The 24,350-nt window shown below is 32.1% G+C and carries 25 protein-coding genes; 19 read left to right on the plus strand and 6 right to left on the minus strand.

Going from position 1 to position 24,350, the window contains the following annotated elements; translation table 11 throughout:
- Positions 1 to 212: 212 nt before the first annotated feature.
- Positions 213 to 953 (minus strand): LytR/AlgR family response regulator transcription factor, encoded by a 741-nt coding sequence (locus NQ550_RS10110; RefSeq protein ID WP_227198750.1) that lies wholly within the window; start codon positions 951 to 953, stop codon positions 213 to 215.
- 205 nt (positions 954 to 1,158) lie between these two features.
- Here NQ550_RS10110 and NQ550_RS10115 point away from each other — a divergent pair, with 205 nt between their 5' ends.
- Entirely contained in the window at positions 1,159 to 1,728 is a 570-nt protein-coding gene (locus NQ550_RS10115) for an accessory gene regulator ArgB-like protein (protein ID WP_025577500.1), read from the plus strand.
- 9 nt (positions 1,729 to 1,737) lie between these two features.
- Here the strand turns inward: NQ550_RS10115 and NQ550_RS10120 are convergent, their stop codons facing one another.
- Complete coding sequence (locus NQ550_RS10120) at positions 1,738 to 2,403, minus strand: sensor histidine kinase (protein WP_227198751.1); 666 nt, start codon at positions 2,401 to 2,403, stop codon at positions 1,738 to 1,740.
- 871 nt (positions 2,404 to 3,274) lie between these two features.
- On the opposite strand from NQ550_RS10120, the gene NQ550_RS10125 reads away from it, so the two are divergent.
- Positions 3,275 to 3,436 (plus strand): hypothetical protein, encoded by a 162-nt coding sequence (locus NQ550_RS10125; protein ID WP_161234116.1) that lies wholly within the window; start codon positions 3,275 to 3,277, stop codon positions 3,434 to 3,436.
- A 229-nt stretch (positions 3,437 to 3,665) separates the two neighbouring features.
- On the opposite strand, the gene NQ550_RS10130 is transcribed toward NQ550_RS10125, so the two are convergent.
- Positions 3,666 to 4,529 carry an IS3 family transposase gene (locus NQ550_RS10130; RefSeq protein WP_259838605.1) on the minus strand — a complete coding sequence of 288 codons (864 nt, stop codon included), beginning with the start codon at positions 4,527 to 4,529 and terminating at the stop codon, positions 3,666 to 3,668.
- Between the two features lie 56 nt (positions 4,530 to 4,585).
- The gene (locus tag NQ550_RS10135) at positions 4,586 to 4,879 is read right to left on the minus strand and encodes a transposase (RefSeq protein WP_025581345.1); all 294 of its coding nucleotides are present in this window, start codon (positions 4,877 to 4,879) and stop codon (positions 4,586 to 4,588) included.
- Between the two features lie 436 nt (positions 4,880 to 5,315).
- On the opposite strand from NQ550_RS10135, the gene NQ550_RS10140 reads away from it, so the two are divergent.
- The 10 genes from NQ550_RS10140 to NQ550_RS10185 all read left to right on the plus strand — a co-directional run bounded on the left by NQ550_RS10140 (position 5,316) and on the right by NQ550_RS10185 (position 16,424).
- Entirely contained in the window at positions 5,316 to 6,527 is a 1,212-nt protein-coding gene (locus NQ550_RS10140; protein WP_025578764.1) for a radical SAM/SPASM domain-containing protein, read from the plus strand.
- Positions 6,524 to 7,723: a radical SAM/SPASM domain-containing protein gene (locus NQ550_RS10145; protein ID WP_025578766.1), complete on the plus strand. Its 1,200-nt coding sequence runs from the start codon at positions 6,524 to 6,526 to the stop codon at positions 7,721 to 7,723. The genes NQ550_RS10140 and NQ550_RS10145 overlap by 4 nt, the downstream gene beginning before the upstream one ends.
- Positions 7,724 to 7,726: 3 nt before the next feature.
- Positions 7,727 to 8,728 (plus strand): radical SAM/SPASM domain-containing protein, encoded by a 1,002-nt coding sequence (locus NQ550_RS10150; protein WP_025578768.1) that lies wholly within the window; start codon positions 7,727 to 7,729, stop codon positions 8,726 to 8,728.
- Between the two features lie 12 nt (positions 8,729 to 8,740).
- Positions 8,741 to 9,742: a S8 family serine peptidase gene (locus NQ550_RS10155; protein WP_025578770.1), complete on the plus strand. Its 1,002-nt coding sequence runs from the start codon at positions 8,741 to 8,743 to the stop codon at positions 9,740 to 9,742.
- 126 nt (positions 9,743 to 9,868) lie between these two features.
- Positions 9,869 to 11,512: an ABC transporter ATP-binding protein gene (locus NQ550_RS10160; RefSeq protein WP_243153725.1), complete on the plus strand. Its 1,644-nt coding sequence runs from the start codon at positions 9,869 to 9,871 to the stop codon at positions 11,510 to 11,512.
- Positions 11,513 to 11,514: 2 nt separating this feature from the next.
- A complete protein-coding gene (locus NQ550_RS10165; protein WP_025578772.1) occupies positions 11,515 to 14,064 on the plus strand; it encodes an ABC transporter permease in 2,550 nt (849 codons plus the stop codon).
- A 71-nt stretch (positions 14,065 to 14,135) separates the two neighbouring features.
- Positions 14,136 to 14,801 carry an ABC transporter ATP-binding protein gene (locus NQ550_RS10170; protein ID WP_025578774.1) on the plus strand — a complete coding sequence of 222 codons (666 nt, stop codon included), beginning with the start codon at positions 14,136 to 14,138 and terminating at the stop codon, positions 14,799 to 14,801.
- A gap of 271 nt (positions 14,802 to 15,072) precedes the next feature.
- A complete protein-coding gene (locus NQ550_RS10175; protein WP_161283285.1) occupies positions 15,073 to 15,459 on the plus strand; it encodes a hypothetical protein in 387 nt (128 codons plus the stop codon).
- A 96-nt stretch (positions 15,460 to 15,555) separates the two neighbouring features.
- Complete coding sequence (locus tag NQ550_RS10180; RefSeq protein ID WP_025578777.1) at positions 15,556 to 15,885, plus strand: winged helix-turn-helix domain-containing protein; 330 nt, start codon at positions 15,556 to 15,558, stop codon at positions 15,883 to 15,885.
- A gap of 59 nt (positions 15,886 to 15,944) precedes the next feature.
- Positions 15,945 to 16,424 (plus strand): hypothetical protein, encoded by a 480-nt coding sequence (locus NQ550_RS10185; RefSeq protein WP_025578779.1) that lies wholly within the window; start codon positions 15,945 to 15,947, stop codon positions 16,422 to 16,424.
- 260 nt (positions 16,425 to 16,684) lie between these two features.
- Here the strand turns inward: NQ550_RS10185 and NQ550_RS10190 are convergent, their stop codons facing one another.
- On the minus strand, positions 16,685 to 17,338 hold the full coding sequence (locus NQ550_RS10190) for a 4'-phosphopantetheinyl transferase family protein (RefSeq protein WP_025578781.1): 654 nt from the start codon (positions 17,336 to 17,338) through the stop codon (positions 16,685 to 16,687).
- A gap of 275 nt (positions 17,339 to 17,613) precedes the next feature.
- On the opposite strand from NQ550_RS10190, the gene NQ550_RS10195 reads away from it, so the two are divergent.
- Genes NQ550_RS10195 through NQ550_RS10205 form a run of 3 tightly spaced genes read left to right on the plus strand, consistent with a single transcriptional unit; the run spans position 17,614 to position 21,065 of the window.
- The gene (locus NQ550_RS10195; protein WP_025578783.1) at positions 17,614 to 18,030 is read left to right on the plus strand and encodes an acetyl-CoA carboxylase biotin carboxyl carrier protein; all 417 of its coding nucleotides are present in this window, start codon (positions 17,614 to 17,616) and stop codon (positions 18,028 to 18,030) included.
- Positions 18,031 to 18,041: 11 nt separating this feature from the next.
- Positions 18,042 to 19,382: an acetyl-CoA carboxylase biotin carboxylase subunit gene (accC, locus tag NQ550_RS10200; RefSeq protein ID WP_025578784.1), complete on the plus strand. Its 1,341-nt coding sequence runs from the start codon at positions 18,042 to 18,044 to the stop codon at positions 19,380 to 19,382.
- A 27-nt stretch (positions 19,383 to 19,409) separates the two neighbouring features.
- Positions 19,410 to 21,065: an acetyl-CoA carboxylase carboxyl transferase subunit gene (locus tag NQ550_RS10205; protein WP_025578785.1), complete on the plus strand. Its 1,656-nt coding sequence runs from the start codon at positions 19,410 to 19,412 to the stop codon at positions 21,063 to 21,065.
- Positions 21,066 to 21,112: 47 nt separating this feature from the next.
- On the opposite strand, the gene NQ550_RS10210 is transcribed toward NQ550_RS10205, so the two are convergent.
- Entirely contained in the window at positions 21,113 to 21,460 is a 348-nt protein-coding gene (locus NQ550_RS10210) for a helix-turn-helix domain-containing protein (RefSeq protein ID WP_025578786.1), read from the minus strand.
- A gap of 237 nt (positions 21,461 to 21,697) precedes the next feature.
- Here NQ550_RS10210 and NQ550_RS10215 point away from each other — a divergent pair, with 237 nt between their 5' ends.
- The 4 genes from NQ550_RS10215 (at position 21,698) to NQ550_RS10230 (ending at position 24,319) form a co-directional block, all read left to right on the plus strand.
- Complete coding sequence (locus NQ550_RS10215) at positions 21,698 to 22,438, plus strand: LytR/AlgR family response regulator transcription factor (RefSeq protein ID WP_161234113.1); 741 nt, start codon at positions 21,698 to 21,700, stop codon at positions 22,436 to 22,438.
- Positions 22,439 to 22,745: 307 nt separating this feature from the next.
- A complete protein-coding gene (locus tag NQ550_RS10220; RefSeq protein WP_161283284.1) occupies positions 22,746 to 23,717 on the plus strand; it encodes a sensor histidine kinase in 972 nt (323 codons plus the stop codon).
- Between the two features lie 84 nt (positions 23,718 to 23,801).
- Positions 23,802 to 23,963 carry a hypothetical protein gene (locus tag NQ550_RS10225; RefSeq protein ID WP_159430639.1) on the plus strand — a complete coding sequence of 54 codons (162 nt, stop codon included), beginning with the start codon at positions 23,802 to 23,804 and terminating at the stop codon, positions 23,961 to 23,963.
- 29 nt (positions 23,964 to 23,992) lie between these two features.
- Positions 23,993 to 24,319, plus strand: a complete 327-nt coding sequence (locus NQ550_RS10230) for a carboxymuconolactone decarboxylase family protein (RefSeq protein WP_025578791.1) — start codon at positions 23,993 to 23,995, stop codon at positions 24,317 to 24,319.
- The last annotated feature ends 31 nt before the right edge of the window (positions 24,320 to 24,350 follow it).

A 24,350-nucleotide genomic window follows, 5' to 3' on the forward strand; every position in this document is an offset into this window, starting at 1 on the left:
GAAGTAGTATTGCTTAAGAGAGGAGATTATTTGTATTTTGAAAAGAAAAAACAGCTTGTTGAGGAAATAGATATTTGGGCAAAATGACGGAAATGTTTATTACAAGACAAAACATCAATGGAACAGTCACTTAATGAGTATAAGATATAAAGCGGCTGCTCTTTGACAGAAACAATGACAGAATACTCTTCTTTTATGTCAAAGAGGGAGTATTATGCCATTAACTTCTTTAGACCTTTCTTTTTCCTTACAGAAACGGGACAGGTTTCACCGTTATTCATATGAACAATTAGCTCCTTAAAATCTATGTCTGTAATATTGTCTTTATTGATAATATAGGATGTGTGACATCTATAGAAACGATAATCTAATTGCTGTTCAATGTCTTTTAATTGGCCAGTGAATTCAATGACTCGTTTTTTTGCATGAAGAACAATTTTGTGAATATTAGGAGATGTTTCAAAAAAAATGATGTCACTATAGTCAATCACAATATGTTTATCGTTCTGAGTAATTGTAAAGGTTCGGGTTATATCATTGTTTAATGATGTATATTTGCTATTTACATCTAAAAGACATTCGTGAATTTTAGCTTTTATATGTTCTGTAGTGTCTTTTATAATAAAATCAAGAGCTTCTGCTTTATATTGAAAAGTCAGGAAACTCATTTCGGAATGAGATGTAATAAATACAATGAAACAACGCGGTTGGATTTGGCGGATTTTTTGTGCGAGCATTAAGCCATTCATATCGGATTTTAAGTCAATATCAAGAAAAAAAAGCCCTGTGTTTTCTGCGTTCGTAAGTTCTTTTAATATCGTGTGCGGATCAGGTGTAGCTTGAATAATTTGCATATCAAATCCTTCCATGAGGATAAAATTAGATATGCAGCTCCGCAAAATATTTAAATGTTTCTTATTATCTTCACAGATGAAAATATCAATCATATCCATTTTACTCCTTTTTTATGTGTTTTATTAAATTATACAATAAACGCTATCATTATTAAAGAAAAAGATTATGCGTTATCTATTATAGAAAAACCGTAGGTGAATTAACAGTTATTCTGTTGATATGAACGGTTATTATAAAAACATAATAGTTTCTTATTATAAGACTATAATTAAATTTATAAAGCGAGGAAGGTGGATAATAAGAATGGAAAAAATAGCAAACCAAATTATAAAATATTTAGATGACGATCGAACCTCCTGGGATGATCTTGATCGGATGCGTATGAATCTAGGGATTCAAGTACTAATGCATAATATTATTATGATTGGAACAATACTTTTGATAGCTCATATCTCAGGAATATTATGGGAGGCAATGTTCCTTCTGTTTTTATATGGAACACTAAAAATGTGTGCTGGTGGAATACATTTTAAACGAAGCTCTTTTTGCCTAATAGGAACTGGTATATTTGTAGAAGGTGGTGTGTTTATATCAAAACAGTTAAATACACCATTATCTTGTATTATTATTATTTACCTGATTTGTCTTGGTGTCTTAGCTATAATTGGACCGCAAGGCACTGAAAATAATCCGATTTCTCCTTTGTTATATGAGAAATTGAAAAAAAGAACTATATTTTTGGTGTTAATATATATGTTAGGAACTATTATCATAGCGGTCAGCATGGATATTATATTATATATACCATTTATTGCCGTAGTATTTGAAACGTTATCTCTTCTTCCTTTGCATATAAAAAGCAGGATTGTTTGATCCTGCTTTTTATATATTTTTTTTAGACACTTGAAGGCGCTGCACAAAATATTTATCTTGTATTTCAGTATCTAAAAATACGTGATTATATTTTGAAATGATTTCATGAGCATTATAGAGTCCAATTCCGCGATTATGCCCTTTTGTAGATACATTTGGTTTTGCTAATGTAGCATACGGAATTCCTTTGTCCAAAAAAGTATTGGAAATAATAAAAATGTATTCAGCATCCAGATTTATTAATGCAAAGCGGATAGAAGGATAAGCTGTTTCTAATGTAGCTTCAATTGCGTTATCAAGAAAAATCCCAGCGATGCGACATAAATCTAATGTATTCATAGGGAGTGAAATTACTTCATCAGTAACTTCTATACTGACATCAATGTTTAATTCTATTGCATATAACAACTTAGATGATAGGATGCTTTTAAGTTCAGTGATTTTAATATTCATAAGTTGATTAATATGTGCAGTATTTTTGGTGATTTTCCTACTCAGTGGAAGAATTTCTTTATTAAAATAGGAACGTAATCCTTCCATATCATTTGCTTCAAAATATTCAGACATAGAAAGCATAATATTTGAATAATCGTGCTTAAAGGAGCGTAATGAAGAATACATGCTTTCTATTTGATTAGTATATTCTTGAAGTCTATTGTAAGAATCCTGTTTCATGTTAAGGTGTATTTTTTCAACATGAGTTTTTACAATAGTTATGATTAAAATAGTACTGATGATGAAATAGCATGCAAATAATATACAATTAAACATTATGATTTTACGGTTGTATCCAATTGATTCTCCGATTATTATATTGAACAAAAAAATAAATAAACAAGTAGCCAGATTTGCCGTAATCAACAATAAAAGTTGTTTGGAAAGCTTCACGTGTATTCTACGTAGAACTAGATGAAAAAGATGGCTTATTATGGGGCAGACACAGGCTAAAAGTCCAATATATGAAATTATATAAATAATATAGTAGATTGTGTGGGATTGTAGGTCTGTAATAGGATATACATAGGTATCCCATAGTAAAGAATATAGATTATCCCACAAAACGCAAAAGAGATAGGTCGCAATAAATATACAGGCGTTTATTAATGGCTCAGGAGCAATCCAGTAAATAAAAATGCATGTACTTAAAATTAATACAATTACACCAATATTGCCGAGAACAAATCCAATCATGAGAATATTTATTAGTAAAATAAAAAAAAGGAGTGCCTTTTGTTTGAATTTTAGTTTGAATGGCAAAAAACAACAAATAGGAATTAAATAGGAAAAAACACTTAATATATATGGAAGTATTTGAATTACGTGCATCTTATTATTACCTTTCAATTTGGATTATTTTGATTAGTTTTATTATATTACTTGGATTTTTTGAAATCAACAGTTATTACTGAAAAATCGTTTGTTTTTGGAGAATATAGCACACTTTTTCTATTGAAAATACATTTTATTCCTAAAATATGAATTTGCTAAAAACATAGGGTATACTTTAGATATCAAATAGAGATTTGAGATGAAAGGGGACAATAACATGAAGAAAAATGTAAAAAGTACTATTGGTAACTTGGCAATTAACTTAGGAAAACATGCAGTTGGAAAATGTATGATTCCAGGTATGTTTGATCCTAAAATTCCGGATGAAATAAAAGGGGACAAACAAAATACACGTGTAGTTTTTAGAAAAGATACATAATTAATTTGCTGACCTATAAATATTTTACTAGAAACGTTTATTTATCAGCAAAGGACATTTTTTCTGATTTTATAGAAAAAATATTTAATTGTTTCTTATGGTAAAAAGCTATTATGACGTCGAGTAGCTTTTTATAAATAATACCTTAGAGGAGGAAAACAATGGCTTGGTCTTATGTCAAGAAAAAGTACAAATTAAATACAACCAATTTTCTCTTTTTATGTAATTGTTAACTTGCTAAGCTTGTTACAGTCGTTTCCAGATTTTTTAGATATTGTTCCTCATATTCATTTGGAGATAAATATCCACAATGACTATGAATACGGACGGTGTTGTAGAACGTCTCGATATATTCAAAAATCAATTTATATGCATGAGTATAATTGAAAATTTTGAAACGATTAATCCACTCTCGTTTTAAAAGGGCATGGAACGATTCTATGCAAGCATTGTCCCAAGGATAAGCCTTCTTGGAATAGCTGTGAATCATTCCTTCCGTTGCCTTGTGAAATGCTTCTGATACATATTGACATCCTCTGTCACAATGAAAAATAAGCGGATTTTCAATATGTCTGGACTGTTTTGCCTTTTCAATACATTTTACTACATGAGATGCCTCCAGCGTCTCACTTAGTACCCAGGAAATGATTTTTCTGGAATATAGATCCATAATACTGGTAAGATATACAAATCCTTCATATGTCCAAATATAAGTGATATCTGAGCACCATACAGCATCTGGATGTTCTGGATTAAATTTTTCGTTCAAAATATTTTTTAGTTTCTGGCTTAGATCAGAATCAATGGTTGTTTGAGTATACGGTTTGATCCATTGCGCTTTTATTCCCATTTGACGCATATAATTTCCCACTGTTTTTTCAGTAATAGTTTCTCCGGATTTCCGCAATTCAGCTGCAATTTTAGGAGCACCATAGTTTTGATGTGAATCATCATAAATCTTTTGGATTTTTTCTTTTAAAACAGTTCGACGAATAGACGTGTCCGAAGGAACCCGCTTCTTCCATGCATTATAACCAGATCGTGAAACGTCCAATTTTTTCAGTATCCCGCTGACAGAAACTTGACGTTTCACAGGCAGGTTGTTAATTTCTTCTACATATTTAGATGTAGCAGCGTAAAGAGTTTTTGTCATTTTCCCAGAATACCGATTGCTTTTTTTAACACTTCAAGTGCATCCTTTGTATCGCGTAATTCTCGTTGCAGACGTGCGATTTCTTTTGCTTCATCACTTGCGTAATTGCCTGAACCACGAGTAGGAACAGTTCCTTCATGTTCCTTTGCTGATTTCATCCAAGTCTTTAGTGCTGATTCACTAATTCCAAGATTTTCAGCACACTTACGAAGCGCAATCTCAGGATGCTCCAACCGATATCTTACTGCATCTTCCTTAAACTCTTGTGAATACCTTGTACCTCTTGCCATAACCATTCTCCTCTCTTGATCTATGACTATCATATAATATTTATTGAAAATGGTCATGTTTATTTTGTACTATTTATATTCTAACATCAGCTGAATTAAAAATTGAAAAAATCCAGGAAAAGGAAAAAGTCGAAGTTTTATCACAGTGTGGCTCTGGAACGAGTATTTATTCTGCAAACAATTGTTCTACACAGGCACATCCTTATGGACAGATTGATCCATGCCACAGTGATTGTAAACCGACAAAGAAGTGTAAAAAGTGTGGAAAATGGGCAGCAAATGCGGCAACATCAGCATACTATTAATGTAATGTGACCACATGGTGCCAAAAGTATTATACAAAGATGCGGAAAATTTTAAATACGCATTTCCAGTATATACTTTTGGCACTTCCCATATTTAAGAAAAAGAAGTTTGGTAGGGAGGTAGAAGGCGTATGTTTTCTGTTGATACACGAATTCTAAGGTATAAAGAAAAAAGAATATTACTAAATACTTCTAATGGGTTATGGATTAGAGTTTCTCAAAAGGTTTATAATCTTTTTGTTCTTGTAGAAAAAGAAGGACTTTCATTTAATCAGTTGCTAGAATCTTTATATGATGAAGAAGATAGAGAATATATGAAGTCCGTTTATAATAAAATGATAGAAATTGGCATAGTTGAAAAAACAGAAGGCGAAGTAAGAGGTAATCGTACAGTACTTTTTGAAATCACAAGGAGATGCAATTTGCATTGCCGGCATTGTTGCGTAAACGCAGAAAGAGAAACAGATTACGAAATGTCATTTGATAATCTTGTAATGGCTTTAAATAGAATTATTAACTGGAAACCGAAACAGATATCGCTTACTGGTGGTGAACCATTGGTGAGAAAAGACATATTTGATATTTTGAAATACCTTAACAAAAAATTTAATGGCAGAGTGACATTATCCACAAATGGTACTCTGATTAATGAGGAAAATGTGGGTGTTTTGATTCGATATTTAGATCAAATTGATATCAGCATAGATGGCGTAGATGAAGCAACATGTAGCAGAATCAGAGGTCGGGGCGTATTTGAGCAGATTATTCAGACAGTTCATTTGCTTCATGAAAAAGGATTTTATGAAATAACACTGTCAATGATTTCAGATAAATTTCATAGAAAAATGGAAGAAGAATTCTATCGAATGAATGAAGAACTAGGAACAACTCCGATTGTGCGTTCATTTGCACCTGTGGGAAGAGGAAAAGAATCAGGAGGATTTTTGGAGCATGATCAATATTATAGTCCAATTCCTGCAATAAATAAGCCTGTCATTCAGGCATGTTCCTGTAAAGCGGGAGAAGAAAAACTTCTTATTAATTACAGGGGGAATATTTATCCGTGTCAGTATTTCGTACAGGATGAATTTTGCATGGGAAATATTTTAGAAAATCAGGATTTCCCTTTTGAAATAAATATGAATATGGCTGCAGTGTGGAATTATTTTCCACAGAATTATGAAAAATGTAGCACATGTCCGGTAAATATTTTTTGTTGGCCGTGTCCAGGGGAATTGTATCTTTATTCGGATTTAAATCAGACAGATAATTTTGAAAAAATATGTAAATTCCAAAAGAAGTTTTTGTATAAAAAAATTTGGGATGAGGATGTGTTGGTATGATGAAACTAAATAGTAATGTCGCATGTATAGAATATAAAAACAAGGTGATTCTGGCAAATAAACTAACTGGAATGTGGCTGAGAATTACAAAAGAAATCTATAATTACTTTATTAAAGCATTGGAATTAAATTATGAAAGAAAGGATTTTGTTCGCTCTTTTATGAGAGAGGAAGATCAAATATATATAGGAAAACTGCTAGACAAAATGGAAGAAATCGGTATTCTTGGAGATGCGGAATTTTTTTTCCAAAAAAGTGTTGCATTTGAGATTACAAATCGTTGTAATCTAACTTGCATGCACTGTTGTTTTAGCGCTGGTAAGCAGGGCGAAGAGATGACAACACAAAGAGTTACAGAAATTTTACAAAAGATTATCAAATGGCAACCAGATAAAATAACGATAACAGGTGGAGAACCACTGTTGCGTAATGATTTATTGGAACATCTAAAGTTTTTACGGGAAGCTTTTGAGGGAATTATCATATTAGCAACAAATGGTACCTTAATTCACAAAGGAAATGTATCTGATATTATTCAGTATATTGATCGGATAGATATTAGTGTAGATGGAGTCGATGAGGAAAGCAGCAGAAAAATTAGAGGAAGGGGTGTATTTGCAAAAGTTTTAAAAAGTGTTGAGCTGTTAAAACTGAATGGATTTGATTCAATTTCGTTGTCAATGGTATTAACAGAGGATAACGAGAAGTTGGAAGAGCAATTTCTGGATTTGAATCGGAAACTGGGCACATTTCCTGTTCTCAGAAGAATTTCATGGATTGGCAGGGCATTAGAAAATCAAAAACAACTTACCTCTAGTGGGGTTCTTTATGAACATGGTGCAGAAATCAAAAAAGATGAAAAATGTATGTGTACATATGGGAATTGCCAGAATTTGGTTTCAAAGTATCATATAAGATATGACGGATATGTATATGCCTGCCAGACAATTGAAGACAGAAAATATAGTTTAGGTCATATTGATCAGATTTCAGAGTTCGATAAAATTACAAATAATAATTTAATGCTCATGATTGAAGATTTATTAAAATTCAATCATAAATGTCGCCGGTGTAAGGTAATGCCGTTTTGTTGGAAGTGCCCGGTAGAGATTATGGAATATACCAAAAATGGAAGCATGAGAGAGCATTGCAATACTGTACATGATAATTTGTTTCATGTTATATGGGAGGAATAAAATATGCAGGCATCATTTTGGCTGACATCTTCTTGCAATATGAAATGTGTTTACTGCTATGAAGGTGAAAATAAGAAGAAAGAAAAAATGAATAAGCAGGTAATTGATCAGGCTCTTAAGCTGGTAATCACACATATGAATACAATAAATGATAAGTATTTATGGATTGTTTTACATGGAGGCGAACCCTTTATGGCTTTCCGTGAAATGCAATATCTTGTAGCAAATGCAAAGGCTCTTGCAGCAGCGAGTGGGATTTCTATCAGCTTTTCTACGACATCAAATGGAACGCTATTAAATGATGAAATAATTTCATTTGTAACAGAAGAGATTGATGACTTTACAATAAGCATGGATGGAAAGGAGAGTACACAAAATTATTCAAGACCATTTGTAGATGGGACCCCATCTTTTGAAATTGTCGATAAAAATATAAGGAAAGTTTTACAGATTAAGCCGGATGTAAGAATACGGATGACATATAACCATAAAACAGTTAAAAACTTATTTGAAAATGTAAAGTATTTTGTGGATTTAGGTGTCCATTTGATTGTGCCTGTGCATGATTTCTACGATCGGAATTTTACAGATGAGGATTTGAAAGTCTTGAATTGTGAGATTAGAAAAATATGTGAGACATATAAAAATAACGAAGATTTATTGAATAATTGGAAGATACATAAACTTGGAATTTGTTCTGGCGGGATTACGAGTATGCATATAGATCCCAAAGGGGATATATATCCATGTATGTTAGCAGTTGGTAATCCAGAATTTCTAATTGGAGATATATATCACGGAATTGATACGAAGAAGAGGGATCATATACTTGCTTATTCAGACTGTACTATTCCAGAATGCGAAGGGTGTGATTTGTATAAATACTGTAGTGAAACAAGGTGTAGGATTATTAATAAAGTTGCTAACAATGATTATTTGAAACCATCACCATTAGCCTGCGGAGTAGAAAGAATGAAGTACAGAATATGTATGGAGAGTATGTAACGAAAATAGTATATGAAAGTGAAAGTAGCCGTTATTGATAGTGGAATCGAATTATACCACGAAGCATTTAAAAATAGCCATGTCAGCGGAACTAGGATTATAAAAAGGGGATGCTGTTTGGAAAAGAATGAGGATATTTATGACACAAGTGGTCATGGCACCGCTTGTGCTTCCATGATTGTTAGCGAATGCCCATATGTAGATATTGTGAGTATTGGAATACTGGATGGAAATGGAAAATCAAATCTCGCTGCATTGGAATTTGCATTGGAATCCCTTATAAATAGTGATGTATCTATAATTAATATGAGTTTGGCTTTCAATATATTAGTTGATCAGAAATTATATAGAATCCTGAAAAAGCTATCGGAACAAAATGTTACTATCATTGCATCAATGTCAAATGAAGGGAATGTCAGTTATCCAGCTGCTTATGATAATGTAATTGGAGTACGGGCCGGCATACTTGAAAAAGAATGTGGGTTTTGGTTCTCTAAAAGTGAATCGGTACAATGCATTATGGACTGTGTGACGCCTGTTGTTGCTGTTCCCTCAAATAAGTATATTATGATACCATCCTGCAATAGTATTGCGGCTGCTAGATTAACTGGCATTGTGAGTAAAATGTTTTGGGAGAAAAAAACTAATAAAATCAGTTATGAAACGGTATGTGACTGGTTATATGATAAAGCTTTGCGAAATGAATGGGGAGAGAGTGAGCTTTCCACTAGATTTCGAGTTCCAGAAAAGAATGATTGGTTTGTGGAAAATAACGATTCTATATTAAATGAAATGTATCAGGTTATAGGTCAATATTTTGAAAAAAGATTTTCTGACAAGCAGATTTGCGATATTGAACTGCTGACCAGAACCGGACCACTAAAAATGGAAATGGTTATTCCGTTTTTGGAATATGTGAAGAAAACTATGGATATAAAAATAGACTATTTAAAAGTAAATAGGTATCATTTACTTACGGTTGGAACTTTAGTGAAATACATAAAGTCACTTTGAAGATGGGAGTTACAATGAAAGAAAGCGTATGGTGAAAATATGAAAAAAAGATACAAACTGATTGGAAAATTTCTAAGGGAGTCGTTTAGGCAAAGCAAGATAAAAAGTATAATTTGCTGTCTGATAATGTTTGTGCTTACATTATTGAGTGTATTTTTGCCGATTATTCTACAGCGGATTATAGATGTAGCCATTGGAGGTAAAAATGCCAGTGCTTTATTTGTATACGGTGGGGTATATATGGCCGTTATGATAGCTATTGCCATATTAAATATGCTTCAGCAGTATAATCTTTCATATCTGAAGACAAAAATGACAATTCGGTATAAATATCTTCTTCTAAAAAAATTGAGCACTTTTTCCGGTGCATATTATTCAGAGCAGAAGTCGGGAGAAGTTTTAAATATTATAGATAATGATACCGACATGGTTGAAAATTATGGAATCGATCTTGTTTTTGATTTTGTAAGAAATGTTATTACCTCTCTTTTTGCTTTATCTATGTTAGTCCATATTCAAAGTACTATTTTATGCATCATTATTGGTATTCAGATTATTACCATTGTAGTACAGAGTAAGTTTAGCAGAGTGCTTGCAAACAAAACTGCTGAAGTTCGAGAACAATCAGGGAAAGTATATAACATCATCGAACAGTATATCAGCAACATATTAGAAATTGTCATTCTTAAAGCTCGGCGTTATTTTTTGATTCACTATCTTAAAAATGAAGGAGAGTTTGCAAGGAAAGGAATTCGGTTAGATGTATTATTTTCTGCAAGTAGCCAGTCAGCTACATTTTTATCTAGTTTGACTACTATTTTAGTTTACATTATTGGCGGAATGGAAATTATTAATGGAAGTATTCAATTTGGTGAGTTAATTGCGTTTCAACAGTACACTGCAATGTTCATCGGTCCGTGTATGGGCTTGCTTAAAATAAACGAAAGTATTCAGCGTGTGTGGGTATCTTTGGATAGAATTTATGGATTTCTGGAATCCTCTAGTACGATTGTTCAAAACAATAAGGGACTGAAAATTCCGGATCATGTTACACAAATTAATATGAAGAATGTGAACTTTAGTTATTCTAATAATAAGATTTTAAAAAATATAAATTACAAATTTAGACCAGGTAAAGTTTATGCTCTTGTTGGGGCAACAGGATGCGGAAAATCAACAATCATAAATCTTCTGTATAGACTCTGGGACGTGGAATCAGGAGAAATTACTATTAACGATAAGAATATAAAAGAATATAATTTATACTCTTTGAGGAAAAATATCGCGATTGTTTCACAGAACACTTTTTTGTTTGATGATACCATAGAAAATAATTTAACGCTTAATAATAATAGAATAAAAAAGGAGGACTATATTGAAACTTGTAAACGGATTGGTATTGATGAATTTATATCAAAATTACCGGATGGATATCAGACTCAGGTGGGAGAAAATGGCGTGAAACTCTCTGGAGGACAGCGTCAGCGAATTGCAATCGCACGTATGATTTTACAGTCTAAGGATATTCTTATTTTTGATGAAGCAACCTCTGCATTAGATAATATAACGCAGGAATATATTTTAGACAATCTTCGACAGTATTATGAAAATAGGATTGTTATAATGATAGCGCATAGACTTTCAACAATAAGGAAAGCAGACGAGATAGTAGTTTTGAATCAGGGAAAAATAGTAGAGATTGGAAATCATGAATCATTAATGCAAAAAAAACAATATTATTATCAGCTTGTAGAAGAAAGGAGTGTATAGTTATGAAATTATATTTACGATATATGAAAGAATATAAAAAGAATACTGTAACAGTATTTCTATGCTTTCTGTTAACTGTAGTGTTAATAAGCGGCCTTCTTATTTTAATGCATACCAACCATAGAGTAGAAGCGTTGCAGAATATGCTAACACACACTCCTGCAGACGTTAGAATTACAAGCCTAAATGAAAATCAGGTGGAAATATTAAGAAATGACAGCGATATTTCTAAAATGGCTATCTTTGAGAAACCAGAATACGTACTTTGCGATGAGAACAGGATTTACTTTCAATGTGGGGATGATTTAGGAATCACGCTTACAGGCAGACTTGAAAAAGGAAGAATGCCAGAAAATGAAACGGAAGTGGTTATGGAAAAGTGGGTGCTACTGAACCTTGGAAAAGAACCGGACATAAATCAGGAAATCACTTTGGAAAATGAGAACACAGGGGTCGTTCAAGAATTTACAATTGTTGGAATATTATCGGATGTATTGAGAAATAAACAAGTTGGATTATTGACGATGTATTCCTGTTTGGAAAAAGAATATAATGGTCCCTACATCAGCTATATAAATTATAAGAATAATTGGAACATTGAACATCAAAAAGAGAAAACCGCTGCAAAGCTAGATATTCCAGTGAAAAATATACAAACTAGCCCGGGAAGAGAGAACATGGAGGAATTATTATGTATAGATATAGTTGTCATTACTGCAATTCTTTTGTTCTTCTGTATTATTTTTTCGGGAATTTACCGTATACAGCTGATTGCGAGACAAGAGCAATATGGTGTTTTAAGAGCAATAGGGATTAAAAAAAATATTTTTAAGCAAAATATCTTATTAGAGTTAGGAATTATATATGTAGTAGCAGTACCATTGGGTGTAGGTATAGGCAATGGAATTGCTCGGGGCGTGATGAAACTATCTGGAGACGAAAAACAGATTATTTATTTGTATGGAGAAAGGGTACGCTTTGGAGTGATTGTTCCAGTTATACAGATTATAATTGGATTGCTTCTGCTAGCTGTAGCGATTTCCTGCGTAGGTTTGGTTGCTTGTCACAGCATTTATAAAAAATCAATTATAGAAGTGATTTCTAATGAAGTTGATCCTAATGTCCATAGAAGTAGTAAATTCCTTCGTATTGATAAAAGCAGCAGCAAACTTCGCACTTTTTGGATTTTGTCTTTAAAATATGTACTCCGTGATTTCAAAACTAGCATTTTTATGATGTTGACAATATGTATGGGAGTAAGTTTATTTTATGGGTTGTTTTATAAAGCACAAATAGCACATGATATTCATTATGAAACAAAAGAAATGTACTTTTTTAATGGAGAATATGCTATGAACGTATTGACATTCCAAACGGCAGATTATGGAATCTCAAGAGAGTCAATTAAAGAAATTCTCTCTTTAGATAAGGTCAAAGAGATAGAAACAGCTACAGGGCTTCCAATTCGTGTTGTAGATAATGGGGATGTGGAAAAAAATAATGAATATTTTAATGCTTCAAATGCGAAGAAAAAAGAAATTTATGGGTATTCAGATGATGGATTTGATGGAGAAGATCAAGTCTATAAGTCGGTACTGTATGGATATAATGATAATGCACTTGCAAAATTGCAAAAATATGTTATTGATGGGAAGTTTATTCCCGAAGAAATCAAAGAAAATGAGGTGATTCTTTGTGAAATGCGAGAAAGTGATGACAAAACCGGAATCCAAAAAGTAGGGTGGTATAAAGATGGCGAACCGTTATTTCAATATAAAGTCGGAGAGCAGATCAGTATAAAATATAGGGAAGACATGAAAACAGGTACGCAGGATTATGAAAGATTTTTGGATAATGTATCAGATTACACAACTAAGAAATACAAAATAGTGGCTGTTGTTTCATTCCCATATATTTCTGACGTGAAATATTCTCAATATCCGATTTTCATTACAAAGGATGCCTATATAGAAGGGTTGATTGGGGACTCAAAAATACAAAGTATGTATATAAATGGAAAAGAGAACTTGAGCGATGAAGAAAAAATACAATTAGAAAATCAGCTGATCAATATAGGCACAAAAAACTCCCAGGTTTCAACAAGAAGCTTGATTACTGAAAGAGACAAGGCGGATATGTTGTACCAAAAAGAGATTATTAACATTGTGGGAATTGCTCTGGTATTTTTGATATTAGCATTAACTAATATTGCAAATAATATGAAGTTTCGGGTGCAAACTAGAAAGCGTGAAAACTCCATTTTAAGAGCAATCGGATTAAAATACAAGGCGGTTGAAGAAATTGTTATCTTAGAAATTGCTAACATCTGTTTTGTGTCGTTTATTGGGGGGTATGGAGCTTCACAAATTATCAGCAGATATTTGTATAGTCAATCTGATTTGAAAAACTTTGGATATGTGTATAAATTTGATGTAGCGATTTACTTATTAGTATGCCTGTCTACATTGGCAGTTTGTGCATTTATATCTTATTGGATAGTAAAAAAATCCTCTAGTAAAAATATCATTGAGGACATGAACTATATTGAATAATTGGAGATTAATATTATAACTTTTGTGATTATATAGTTATTAATTAGTATTTTTTTCGGAGGTGAAAGAGTATGAACGTTATCGAAATAAGGAACTTAAGTAAGAAATATTCAAACAGTAGGAATGTTGAAGTTATGGCTTTAAGGCATGTGAACTTAAATATAGAAAAAGGAAGATTTGTTGCAATTGTAGGGCCAAGCGGAAGCGGTAAAAGCACTTTGCTGCATTTGATTGGTGGTTTGGATATGGCTACAGAAGGAAGTATAAAAGTAGATGGATTAGATATTATGAAGTTTTCAGAAAACGAAATGTCAGAATTTCATCGAAAAAAAATTGGCTTTGTTTTCCAAAAATTTAATTTGCTTCCTATGCTGAATGTAAGAGAGAATATAGTTCTGCCTCTTACTCTTGGGGGTGAAACCGTAGATGATGAATATATTGATGAATTGATACAGTTTCTTGGGCTGAGACAGAGAGAAAAGCATTTGCCAGGAGAATTGTCAGGCGGGCAGCAGCAAAGGGTAAGTATCGGGCGGGCACTGGCTACGAAAGCAGAGGTATTACTTGCCGATGAACCTACAGGAAATTTGGATCAAAATACTTCGTATGAAATTATGGAATATTTTCGTAATTTGAACAAAAAATATGGAAAAACAATTATTATGATTACACACGATATGAATCTGGCTCAGAATGCCGATGAGATCATACAAATTGTTGATGGGAGAATTATATAAAACAACAATTTTATGAGATGATTTTTTAGGGAGAAACTTTTAAGGATCTCCCTATTTTTTACGAACGATGTTTAATTTTGATTCTTCAGATTTAAATGTAAAACTATATCTTTACTGTTTTAGCTTACTACACTTATCTATCATGCGGTAAAAAGTTTGGGAATATCTACTCTGTACATAAGCGAAGATTTAGATGCAAATTATGGTGCCTATGATTTTATATACAAATAGTGACCTGAGAAAAGAAATTTTCTATTATTGATTATCGTGTATGAATGGAGCTGTTGAAATGGAATGTAAAAAAGAATGTAGACTGCTGTTAAATGACTTGAACAGTATTCTTTTAGAACAGTGTTTGGAGCAGAGAGTTAGTTGTGGATATTTGAATAGTCTAGTGCAGGAATTAGCAGAGTACATCAATCCATTACTGGACCTTTGCGAAAAGGCAGCGACAAGGACACTGAATATAGACAATGATTATCGCACTATGCGGGCACAATTGCAGAGCAATATCCGAAATCCGCTAAGCTGCATAAAAGCAAGTTGTTTTCTAATCAATTCACTTGCAGAAAAGGGAAATATCCAATCTGAAAAGCTCCAGGAGTATCTTCAAATTATAGAAAAGGCAGCGGAGGATATAGAGAGTACATTAAAATAACTGATAATTGAAGAAGTGCTGGGCGGGAAGTTTTCGTCCAGTATTTCTTTCTGGAATGAGAAAAGTTGAATTTACAAATCAAGAGGAGGCATACACATGAAGTATGTTTTTCCAGAATATAAAGAGAATGTAGTGTTGGGCAATGGGAAATTACAGTTAAATCCAATGTCCTATCAGGTTATCTACGAAGGAAAGGAGATAGACCTGACACCCAGGGAATTTGAAGTTTTATACCTACTGGCTTTAAAGCCAAACTGGGTAATGCCAAAGACAAATATTTATCATTCTGTATGGGGGATTTATTATCATGACGATCAGATACCATATAGAACAGTAGAATATGTGATATGGAAGATAAGAAAAAAGATGGGACATGATATTATCGAAACATTGGTCAATGTGGGGTATCGGTTGAAAAAGCTGTAGTTTCCTGGAGATATAATTGAGATGAAACGGTATGTTATTACGAATGGAGGATATATGATATGAATGAAAATAAGAAAAGTGCGAAACGGTACCACCAATTTATGATTACTGCTTTAAAGAAAAAAGTAAATGACATGAAAGATTCCGCTTATTCAGGATTGTATAGTGAAATAGCGTTTATCATTGGAATAGCAGTTATCATGATAGATACCTTTTTTCCACCAGAGGAAACGAAAGCTAATTGCGTATGGAAGATAATACTGATAGCTGTATCTATAGTCTGTATGTTTTATTTCGCTAAAAAAGTGAAAACAGTGAATGAAGTGGAAGAAGAGAAAAAGTTTTGGCCGAATTTTTTTATTCAATGGGCAACAAGTTTAGGGTATATAAATATGCCTGTAGCAATGATAGCTATTTTGGTAACATTTGATAAGGGCAAAGCATGGACATTATTTATGATGGGGGTTGCTGTAATTTTGACAGGTTTAACTTTAATAGAAGCACTTGTAAAAACTTCTAAAATTGTAAAAAGGTTGTAAGAGAAAATAAAATTGATTAAAAAATTGTATCACGTTTCCCAGCATCTTCACAATGCCATAGAACAGGTATGTGTAATAAAAGGGAACTGGAGTTTGGCGATGAGATGTATCACATAGAGGAAAAATAGAGCAGATATGAGGAGGACATAGCTGCTTTTACTATAGGGACTAATTGAAGATACAGAATTTAAAAAAGTTCATAATAAAGGTTAGACAGATTTACAGGAAATAGAATCTTTACATATCCTGTAAATCTGTTTTTATATCGGTATAAAATAATTTTGGACTTCCGTTTCTGACAATTTTATTAAGGAGCGTTCAGATACATTTTTCCCACAAATACAATACATATAATGGTCTTCTTGCCAGGTATAAAATAATTTAGATAAATCAGGATTTAAAGAGTTGCATTGGGTTGCAGTACCAGTAAGACCGATTCTAAGCATTTTATAATAGGCTTCTTTTTGCGTCCATATTTTGTAAAATCTAAAAATTCGTTCAACATCTGAGGCATTGTTAATGTATTGAATTTCCGGTTGACTGAAAATGAGATCCATAATATCAAATGGTGGATAAGATATTTTTTCTACATCGGCTCCAACTGGAGAATTAGCTGATATACAACTGATTATAGAACCATTTGAATGAGAAATACTGAAGTCATATTTAGGCTTAGATAAAAATAGCGGCTTGTGATTTTGAGAATATGAAAAGTATAATTCGGTATGCTTCAAACCAGATATAGTGCTTAATCCGATACGAGTAATAAGAGCAGAATAAAGAGAAAGTTTTTTGTCAAGTACATGAAAATATTGGTTTATTTTCTTTCTTCGTTCTTTGGAAACAAATTGCATTAAATCAGAATCTATATTTTTCCATTCGAGTGAAATAGTTGATAAATACAGCACTAGCACGAGTAAATCCTCCCTAAGTATAATAATGAGTAGTTTACCATAGGAACAGAAAAATTTCAAATGCAAAATGAGCATCTTATAAGGATAATGCAAAATGAGCATCTTATAAGGATATTTCTGTGTAATAAAGACAAAAATATGCAAGTAAATCCAAAATCGTCTATAAGAATATAAAATATGCTATGTTAAAAAAAGTATAAAAGATAGCGTAAGAAAAGGGAATATTCTATCTAATAATCTTATTTTTATAACATCATGTAATATGGAGGCAAGGAATGAAAACAGAAGAAGTTGTACACTTATTAGAAAATGTATACAAATATAATATATCAGAGCTTAGTATAAAAAGTGGAGATGAGAAGATTATCATCAAAAATGGCATTGATGAAAGGGCAGTTGATACTGTGGAAACTGTAACTGAAAGAATAGAGGGTGAAAGTAAAAATAGAATTGATGAAGAAAATATTATAAAATCACCCTTGGTGGGGCGTTTTTATGCAGCCCCTGCTGTCGGAAGTGATAATTATGTTAAAGTGGGAGATAAAGTAGAAGAGGGGCAAACACTTGCTATTATCGAAGCAATGAAATTAATGAATGAAATTAAGAGTGAATATAGCGGAACTATTAAAAGCATATTAGTAAAAAATGAAGAACTGGTGGAGTATGGACAGCCCTTATTTGTTTTAGTTTGAAAGGAGTTTTTATGTTTGAAAAAATACTTATTGCTAATAGAGGAGAAATAGCTGTACGAATTATAAAAGTATGTAAAGAGATGGGAATTAAGTCTGTAGCTATATATTCAGAGGCAGATAAAGACGCTTTACATACAAAAATGGCAGATGAGGCGATATGTATAGGACCTGCACCGTCAGGAGATAGTTATCTCAATATGGAAAATATTATTAGTGCAGCTGTAGGAACAGGAGCTCAGGCAATTCACCCAGGTTTTGGATTTTTATCAGAAAATAGTCTTTTTGCGGAAAAGTGCAAAGTATGTAATATTACATTCATTGGTCCAACACCAGAAGTGATTTGTAAAATGGGAAATAAAGTTGAAGCACGTAATATGATGAGAAATGCGGGAGTTCCGATTATATCAGGAAGCAGGACTCCCGTTTTTGATGTGTGTGAAGCAAAAAAAGTGGCATTAGAGCTTGGATTTCCAATTATGATAAAGGCAGCAGCAGGTGGTGGCGGAAAAGGTATGAGGATATCCAATACAGAAGATGATTTTAATGAAAACTTTGTAACAGCCCAGATGGAAGCTAATAGTTCATTTAGAGATGGAACGATGTATTTAGAAAGGTATATAGAAGCGCCAAATCATATAGAATTTCAAATACTTGCAGATAAATATGGAAATGTTATACAGTTGGGAGAAAGAGATTGTTCTATTCAAAGGCATCATCAGAAAATTATTGAAGAAGCTCCTAGCCCAAAACTATCGGTAAAATTAAGAAAAGAAATGGGAAATATAGCGATCAAAGTTGCAAAAATTGTAAACTACGAAGGTGCAGGTACAGTAGAATTCTTGCTTGATAAGTTCGGAAAGTATTATTTTATTGAAATGAATACACGTATTCAAGTAGAACATGGAATTACAGAGATGATATCTAATGTTGACATTGTTAAGGAACAGATAAAAATTGCAGCAGGCTATTCGCTTGAGTTTAAGCAAGAAAATATCTTATTGCAGGGTCATGCTATCGAATGTAGAATTAATGCGGAAAATCCGAAGATGGGTTTTGTCCCATGTCCTGGAAAAATTAATAATGTTTATTTTCCAAGTGGTAATGGTGTTCGCATTGATACTGCATTATTTAATGGTTGTAGTGTTTCACCTTTTTATGATTCTATGCTTGCAAAAATTATAGTGTATGATTCAGAACGAAAAAAGGCTATTAGAAAAATGAAAAATGTTTTAAAAAAAATAAAAATAGACGGAATTATAACTAATTTAGAATTTCAAAATGCTATTCTAAATCACCGCGATTTTGAAGAAGGGAATTTTACAACGGACTTTATTGTAGATAAGTTTAGCTGATAATAAAGAAATAAGAGGAATGACATTATGAATGACAAAGATAATCGAACAGATAGAAATAAAGAAAATATACCAGCAGTACCACCTGGAATGTGGATTAAGTGTACGAAATGTGGAAAATTGATTTATAGAAAAGAGTTAGAAAAAAATAAATTTATTTGTATGAAATGTGGAAAATATTTTAGAATGCCTTCGGAAAATAGAATTTTGGATATTATAGATGAAGGATCATTTGTTGAACTGTTTACAGATGTATTGGATAAAAATCCAATTGATTTTCCAGGATATAGTGAAAAAAAAGAGATAATTAAAAAGGAAACTAATTTAAAGGAAGCTGTTATTACAGGAAAAGCGTCAATAGGGCATATAGAGGTTATGCTTGGTGTATGTGATACAAGATATCTGATGGGAAGTATGGGGTATATTGTAGGCGAGAAAATAACAAAATTATTCGAAAATGCAACCAAAGCCCAGCTACCAGTTATTATGATTAATTGTTCAGGAGGCGCACGTATGCAAGAAGGCATCATATCCTTGATGCAAATGGCAAAGACAGTAGATTCGGTAAAACAACATTCAGATGCGGGGTTATTGTATATATCAGTTTTGACAGATCCGACAACCGGTGGGGTGGCAGCTAGTTTTGCTATGTTAGGTGATGTGATATTGGCTGAACCAAATTCATTAATTGGGTTTGCGGGTCCACGAGTAATTGAACAAACTACAAAACAGAAGTTGCCTGTAGGATTTCAAACCTCAGAATTTTTATATGAACATGGATTCCTTGATATGATTGTTATAAGAAGAGAATTAAAGGAACGTATCTATGAAATTCTTAAAGCTCACCAAAAGCCAAAGGTTATAGAAAGAAAACGTAAAACAATTTCTGTGTGCACTTTTTGTGATTATAAGGACAGTTGGAAAAAAGTACAATTATCAAGAAAAATAGATAGACCGACGACAGTAGACTATATCACCCATGTATTTGAAAGATTTATAGAATTTCATGGAGACGGTGAAACCGGAGAGGATCAAGCAATAATTGGAGGTATAGCCTTTTTAGATAATATTCCAGTTACAGTTATAGGACATCAAAAGGGAAAAACGACAGAAGAAAGAATTATTAGAAATTTCGGAATGGCACACCCTGAAGGATATAGAAAAGCAATTCGTCTTATGAAAGAAGCGGAGAAATTTAGAAGACCAATTATAACATTTATAGATACACCTGGTGCAGCATGTGGAGTTGAGGCTGAAAAAAGAGGAGAAGCATCTGCAATAGCAAAATGTATATATGAAATGTTCAATTTAAAAGTGCCGATTTTGAGTATACTTATAGGCGAAGGTGGGAGTGGAGGAGCTTTAGGTTTAGCTGTTGCAAATGAGGTTTGGGCTATGGAAAATTCTACATATTCAATACTTTCTCCAGAAGGTTTCGCTTCTATTTTATGGAAAAATGAAAAACGTGCAAAAGAGGCAGCAAACCTTATGAAAATGACGGCAAAAGATTTATTAGATTTAGGAGTGATTGAGAAAATATTACCAGAAGGGAATGGAGCATCAGAGTTCAAAGTAATTACAGATTTTCTACAAGTTCAAATTCTTGATTTTATATATAATATGTCCCTTAAAAATGAAGATGAAATAGTGGCTTCAAGAGAAACAAGATTTAGAAGTTTTTAGATAGAGTTGATAAAGACTGAAGCGAAAAAAACTTCAGTCTTTATTGATTATTTTAAGTTGCGATTATGTAAAGAGATAAGTGTATTTTTTACTAGGTCATGTATAAAGCATATTTCTTTAGTTGAACAGTTTTTTAAAAGTAGAGAAATTTCTGTTTCATATACATTTGATGCTTGATTAATGCAGTCACATAATAATTCATCGGCAGATACATCAAGAGCATTTGCAATAGAAATAAAGGTTGTTAAACTTAGTTTGGTACAGCCTGTTTCAATATGCGAAATGTGTGTTGTTCCAACATCTGCTTTTTCTGCTAAAGCTTCTTGGGTAAGATTCTGGGATAGGCGTTTTTCACGAATACGTTTACCTAGGTTTACAAAATTGTTATCTTTCATAATTGCACCTCCATGATTATATGTGTATTGTATGTGCAATCAAAATATTTCTTAATAACCTATATGTGCATATAGACTAAATAATGATAGTTTTAAGATGTTTAGAGAGTGTATGAAATAAAGCACATGGAATATATATTATTTAATCGGATTGCACTAATAAGATATGTAAACTATTTGGTAGAATCGCTAAAATCATGTTCACAGAAAGAAAAAAATAAGGCAGAGGTGATAAATATGCCAAGAATAGCAATTGTAGATGATCAGGAAGAGTATTTAGAAGAAATTTGTAATTTAATAGAGAAGTTTTATTTTAAAAATGGAATTCCATACGTTGTGAATACTTTTTCAAATGCACAGTTGTTACTATACGAAATGGAAGAAAAATTGTATTTTGATATTTATCTATTAGATATTGAAATGCCTGGGATAAACGGACTATCTTTAGCTGAAAAAATACGTTCTATGGATGATGCAGGATATATTGTGTTTATCACGTCACATTTAAAATTTTTAATAAATGGATATGATTATTTTGCATATCAGTTTATCCCTAAAAATAATTTGAAAAAGAAGTTGATATCGACATTAGAATCATTACAAAAAAGGCTGGATATTGAAGGAGAAAAGTTTTATCAAATATGTACTAATCATAGATATGAGAAAATTTTATATAAGGATATCTATTATGTGTATAAAGATGAAAAATATGCGATTTTTGTTACCCAAAACGGAAATATACCTATACGAGAAACCTTGAAGAACATTTATAAAGATTTAGAACAAAAAGAATTTATTTTTATAGATAGAGGATACATTGTTAATGTCGTACACATTATGAGTTTATATAAAAATACTATTTACTTGCGTAATAGTAAAAATCTTAAAATTAGTAGAACATATACTGAAGAGGTAAAAAAGAGAATTCACACTTATTGGAAGGAACACACAACAAATGGAAGAGATATACATACTTAATGTACTCCAATATTTACTAGGATATTTTGAGATTTATATGTGTTTTGAGATACTCCGAAAAGTTTATAAAAAGGAAAATACAAAGATAAAACAATGTTTTGAAATATTGATTTGTATAAGTTTGGCAGTAATAGAAGCTATTAATCGTAGCTTTCGATTATATTCTATTTTATTAATTGCTGTTGTTATAATCGTAATAAGTATAACGTTCTCATTGATTTATAAAATCAAATTACGATATACATTGCTTCATACCTCATTGTATTGTTTGAGTTTAGAATTATTAGATCTATTTATCATATTCACAATGGGAATAGTGTTACATAAAGAGGATTTGGGGATTATTATAGGAAGACAAAACAGTATATCCAGAATATTGGCATTGTTTTTGGGAAGAGCTTTAATGTTTCTAATTTCCTTAGCCATAGTGAGGTATAAAGAACTTATAGATAAAAACCGCATAGGATCACTCGTGTTGATTTTGTTATCGGAAATTATCGGAGTTATATATTTTCAATCAGTGTATGCAGGCGATTCTATTCCTGATTTAGCAAAAGGATATTATATGTATTTCGTTATCATTATTTTAGCGATAATGTTTTTTGCTATATATTCGATTTATCGAAGTGCGTTGGAAGAAAGTAAAATTATTAAATTGAGAAATCGAATGTTGGAACGTAATTATGAAGATCTTAAAGTATATTATAATGATTCTCGAACTTTATTTCATGATTATAGAGCCCATATTACTTTGCTGCAAAAATATTTGGAAGAAAATCAAATAGATAAAGCCTGTTTATATCTCAATAGTATTAATAAACCACTTGCGGAATTGGAAAAGAAAATTTATACAGGAAATGCAGTTATTGATCTGGTAATGAATTATAAATTATCAGAACTAAAAGAAAAGAATATTAAAATAGAATATGATATTATGCCAATCGATTTTGGCAACTACCATTTTGAAGAAAGTGATATATTTGTTATTTTATACAACTTGTTCGATAATGCTATAGAAGCTTGTGAAAATATCTACACAAGAGAAAAATGGATTTATTTATCATTAAGGCTTATTAATAATATGTTTATGCTTTGTATACAAAACAGCTACGAAATCGAGCCTAAATACGAAAATGGAGAACTTTTAACTATAAAAACAGATAAACATTTTCATGGAATTGGTATGAAGAGTGTGAAGAAAATTGTTGAAAAATATGAAGGACAGTTAGAATATGATAATAAGCAAAATATATTTGAAGTTAGCATAACCCTTTTCTGAAGGTCAAAAAATTGTAAGTTAAGACATAATACTGACAAAATCTAAAAATATGGTATTATTTTAATAATCAAAGGAGGAGAAAAAATGAAAACATGTTCAGAAAGAAATGAGCAGCGGATAAATAGTTTACAATTATCAGAAAGTTTGGAAGACGAAATAAAGGAACTTGATGGAAAGAATGTAGAAGCAGGAGATGTTATTTTTACTACAGATACATCTTCATTTCTTACAATAGTTTGCTGCTAAAATATTTTCAAATAAAAGGAGATATTAATATGGAAAATGAATTTACCGGTTTTAATTGTTTTATGGAAGAAAGTAGCGAAGTAGGTAAGGCATATATTGACATGATTTTGCAGCAGGAAAAGGCAAGTGCATTGGATAATAAAACACGTGAATTAGCGTATATTGCAGTGCTTGCAGCTACAGGAATTATGGGTGGTTTGCTTTATCATGTACAATCTGCTAAAAAGTTAGGCGCAAGTCGTGATGAGGTAAAGAGTGCAATACTGGTGGGATTACCGGCTGTCGGATTGACCATTATTGATCCGTTGGAAGCCGCTCTTAAAGCCTTTGACGGAAAATCAGACCAAATCCTTTGATTAAAAAGAAGAAGAGCCTATCACATAGTGA

Source organism: Blautia wexlerae DSM 19850 (genome assembly GCF_025148125.1).
Classification (GTDB): Bacteria; Bacillota; Clostridia; order Lachnospirales; family Lachnospiraceae; genus Blautia_A; species Blautia_A wexlerae.

Bases quoted from the DNA above. Each gene is read 5' to 3' on its own strand.
- NQ550_RS10140 (WP_025578764.1), top strand. From the start codon at position 5,316: ATGTTTTCTGTTGATACACGAATTCTAAGGTATAAAGAAAAAAGAATA.
- NQ550_RS10215 (WP_161234113.1), top strand. From the start codon at position 21,698: ATGCCAAGAATAGCAATTGTAGATGATCAGGAAGAGTATTTAGAAGAA.
- NQ550_RS10185 (WP_025578779.1), top strand. From the start codon at position 15,945: ATGAATGAAAATAAGAAAAGTGCGAAACGGTACCACCAATTTATGATT.
- NQ550_RS10135 (WP_025581345.1), bottom strand. From the start codon at position 4,879: ATGGCAAGAGGTACAAGGTATTCACAAGAGTTTAAGGAAGATGCAGTA.
- NQ550_RS10220 (WP_161283284.1), top strand. From the start codon at position 22,746: ATGGGAATAGTGTTACATAAAGAGGATTTGGGGATTATTATAGGAAGA.
- NQ550_RS10115 (WP_025577500.1), top strand. From the start codon at position 1,159: ATGGAAAAAATAGCAAACCAAATTATAAAATATTTAGATGACGATCGA.
- NQ550_RS10175 (WP_161283285.1), top strand. From the start codon at position 15,073: ATGAATGGAGCTGTTGAAATGGAATGTAAAAAAGAATGTAGACTGCTG.
- NQ550_RS10155 (WP_025578770.1), top strand. From the start codon at position 8,741: ATGAAAGTGAAAGTAGCCGTTATTGATAGTGGAATCGAATTATACCAC.
- NQ550_RS10120 (WP_227198751.1), bottom strand. From the start codon at position 2,403: ATGAAACAGGATTCTTACAATAGACTTCAAGAATATACTAATCAAATA.
- NQ550_RS10160 (WP_243153725.1), top strand. From the start codon at position 9,869: ATGTTTGTGCTTACATTATTGAGTGTATTTTTGCCGATTATTCTACAG.
- NQ550_RS10225 (WP_159430639.1), top strand. From the start codon at position 23,802: ATGAAAACATGTTCAGAAAGAAATGAGCAGCGGATAAATAGTTTACAA.
- NQ550_RS10195 (WP_025578783.1), top strand. From the start codon at position 17,614: ATGAAAACAGAAGAAGTTGTACACTTATTAGAAAATGTATACAAATAT.
- NQ550_RS10180 (WP_025578777.1), top strand. From the start codon at position 15,556: ATGAAGTATGTTTTTCCAGAATATAAAGAGAATGTAGTGTTGGGCAAT.
- NQ550_RS10230 (WP_025578791.1), top strand. From the start codon at position 23,993: ATGGAAAATGAATTTACCGGTTTTAATTGTTTTATGGAAGAAAGTAGC.
- NQ550_RS10125 (WP_161234116.1), top strand. From the start codon at position 3,275: ATGAAGAAAAATGTAAAAAGTACTATTGGTAACTTGGCAATTAACTTA.
- NQ550_RS10170 (WP_025578774.1), top strand. From the start codon at position 14,136: ATGAACGTTATCGAAATAAGGAACTTAAGTAAGAAATATTCAAACAGT.
- NQ550_RS10205 (WP_025578785.1), top strand. From the start codon at position 19,410: ATGAATGACAAAGATAATCGAACAGATAGAAATAAAGAAAATATACCA.
- accC (WP_025578784.1), top strand. From the start codon at position 18,042: ATGTTTGAAAAAATACTTATTGCTAATAGAGGAGAAATAGCTGTACGA.
- NQ550_RS10145 (WP_025578766.1), top strand. From the start codon at position 6,524: ATGATGAAACTAAATAGTAATGTCGCATGTATAGAATATAAAAACAAG.
- NQ550_RS10150 (WP_025578768.1), top strand. From the start codon at position 7,727: ATGCAGGCATCATTTTGGCTGACATCTTCTTGCAATATGAAATGTGTT.
- NQ550_RS10210 (WP_025578786.1), bottom strand. From the start codon at position 21,460: ATGAAAGATAACAATTTTGTAAACCTAGGTAAACGTATTCGTGAAAAA.
- NQ550_RS10110 (WP_227198750.1), bottom strand. From the start codon at position 953: ATGGATATGATTGATATTTTCATCTGTGAAGATAATAAGAAACATTTA.
- NQ550_RS10165 (WP_025578772.1), top strand. From the start codon at position 11,515: ATGAAATTATATTTACGATATATGAAAGAATATAAAAAGAATACTGTA.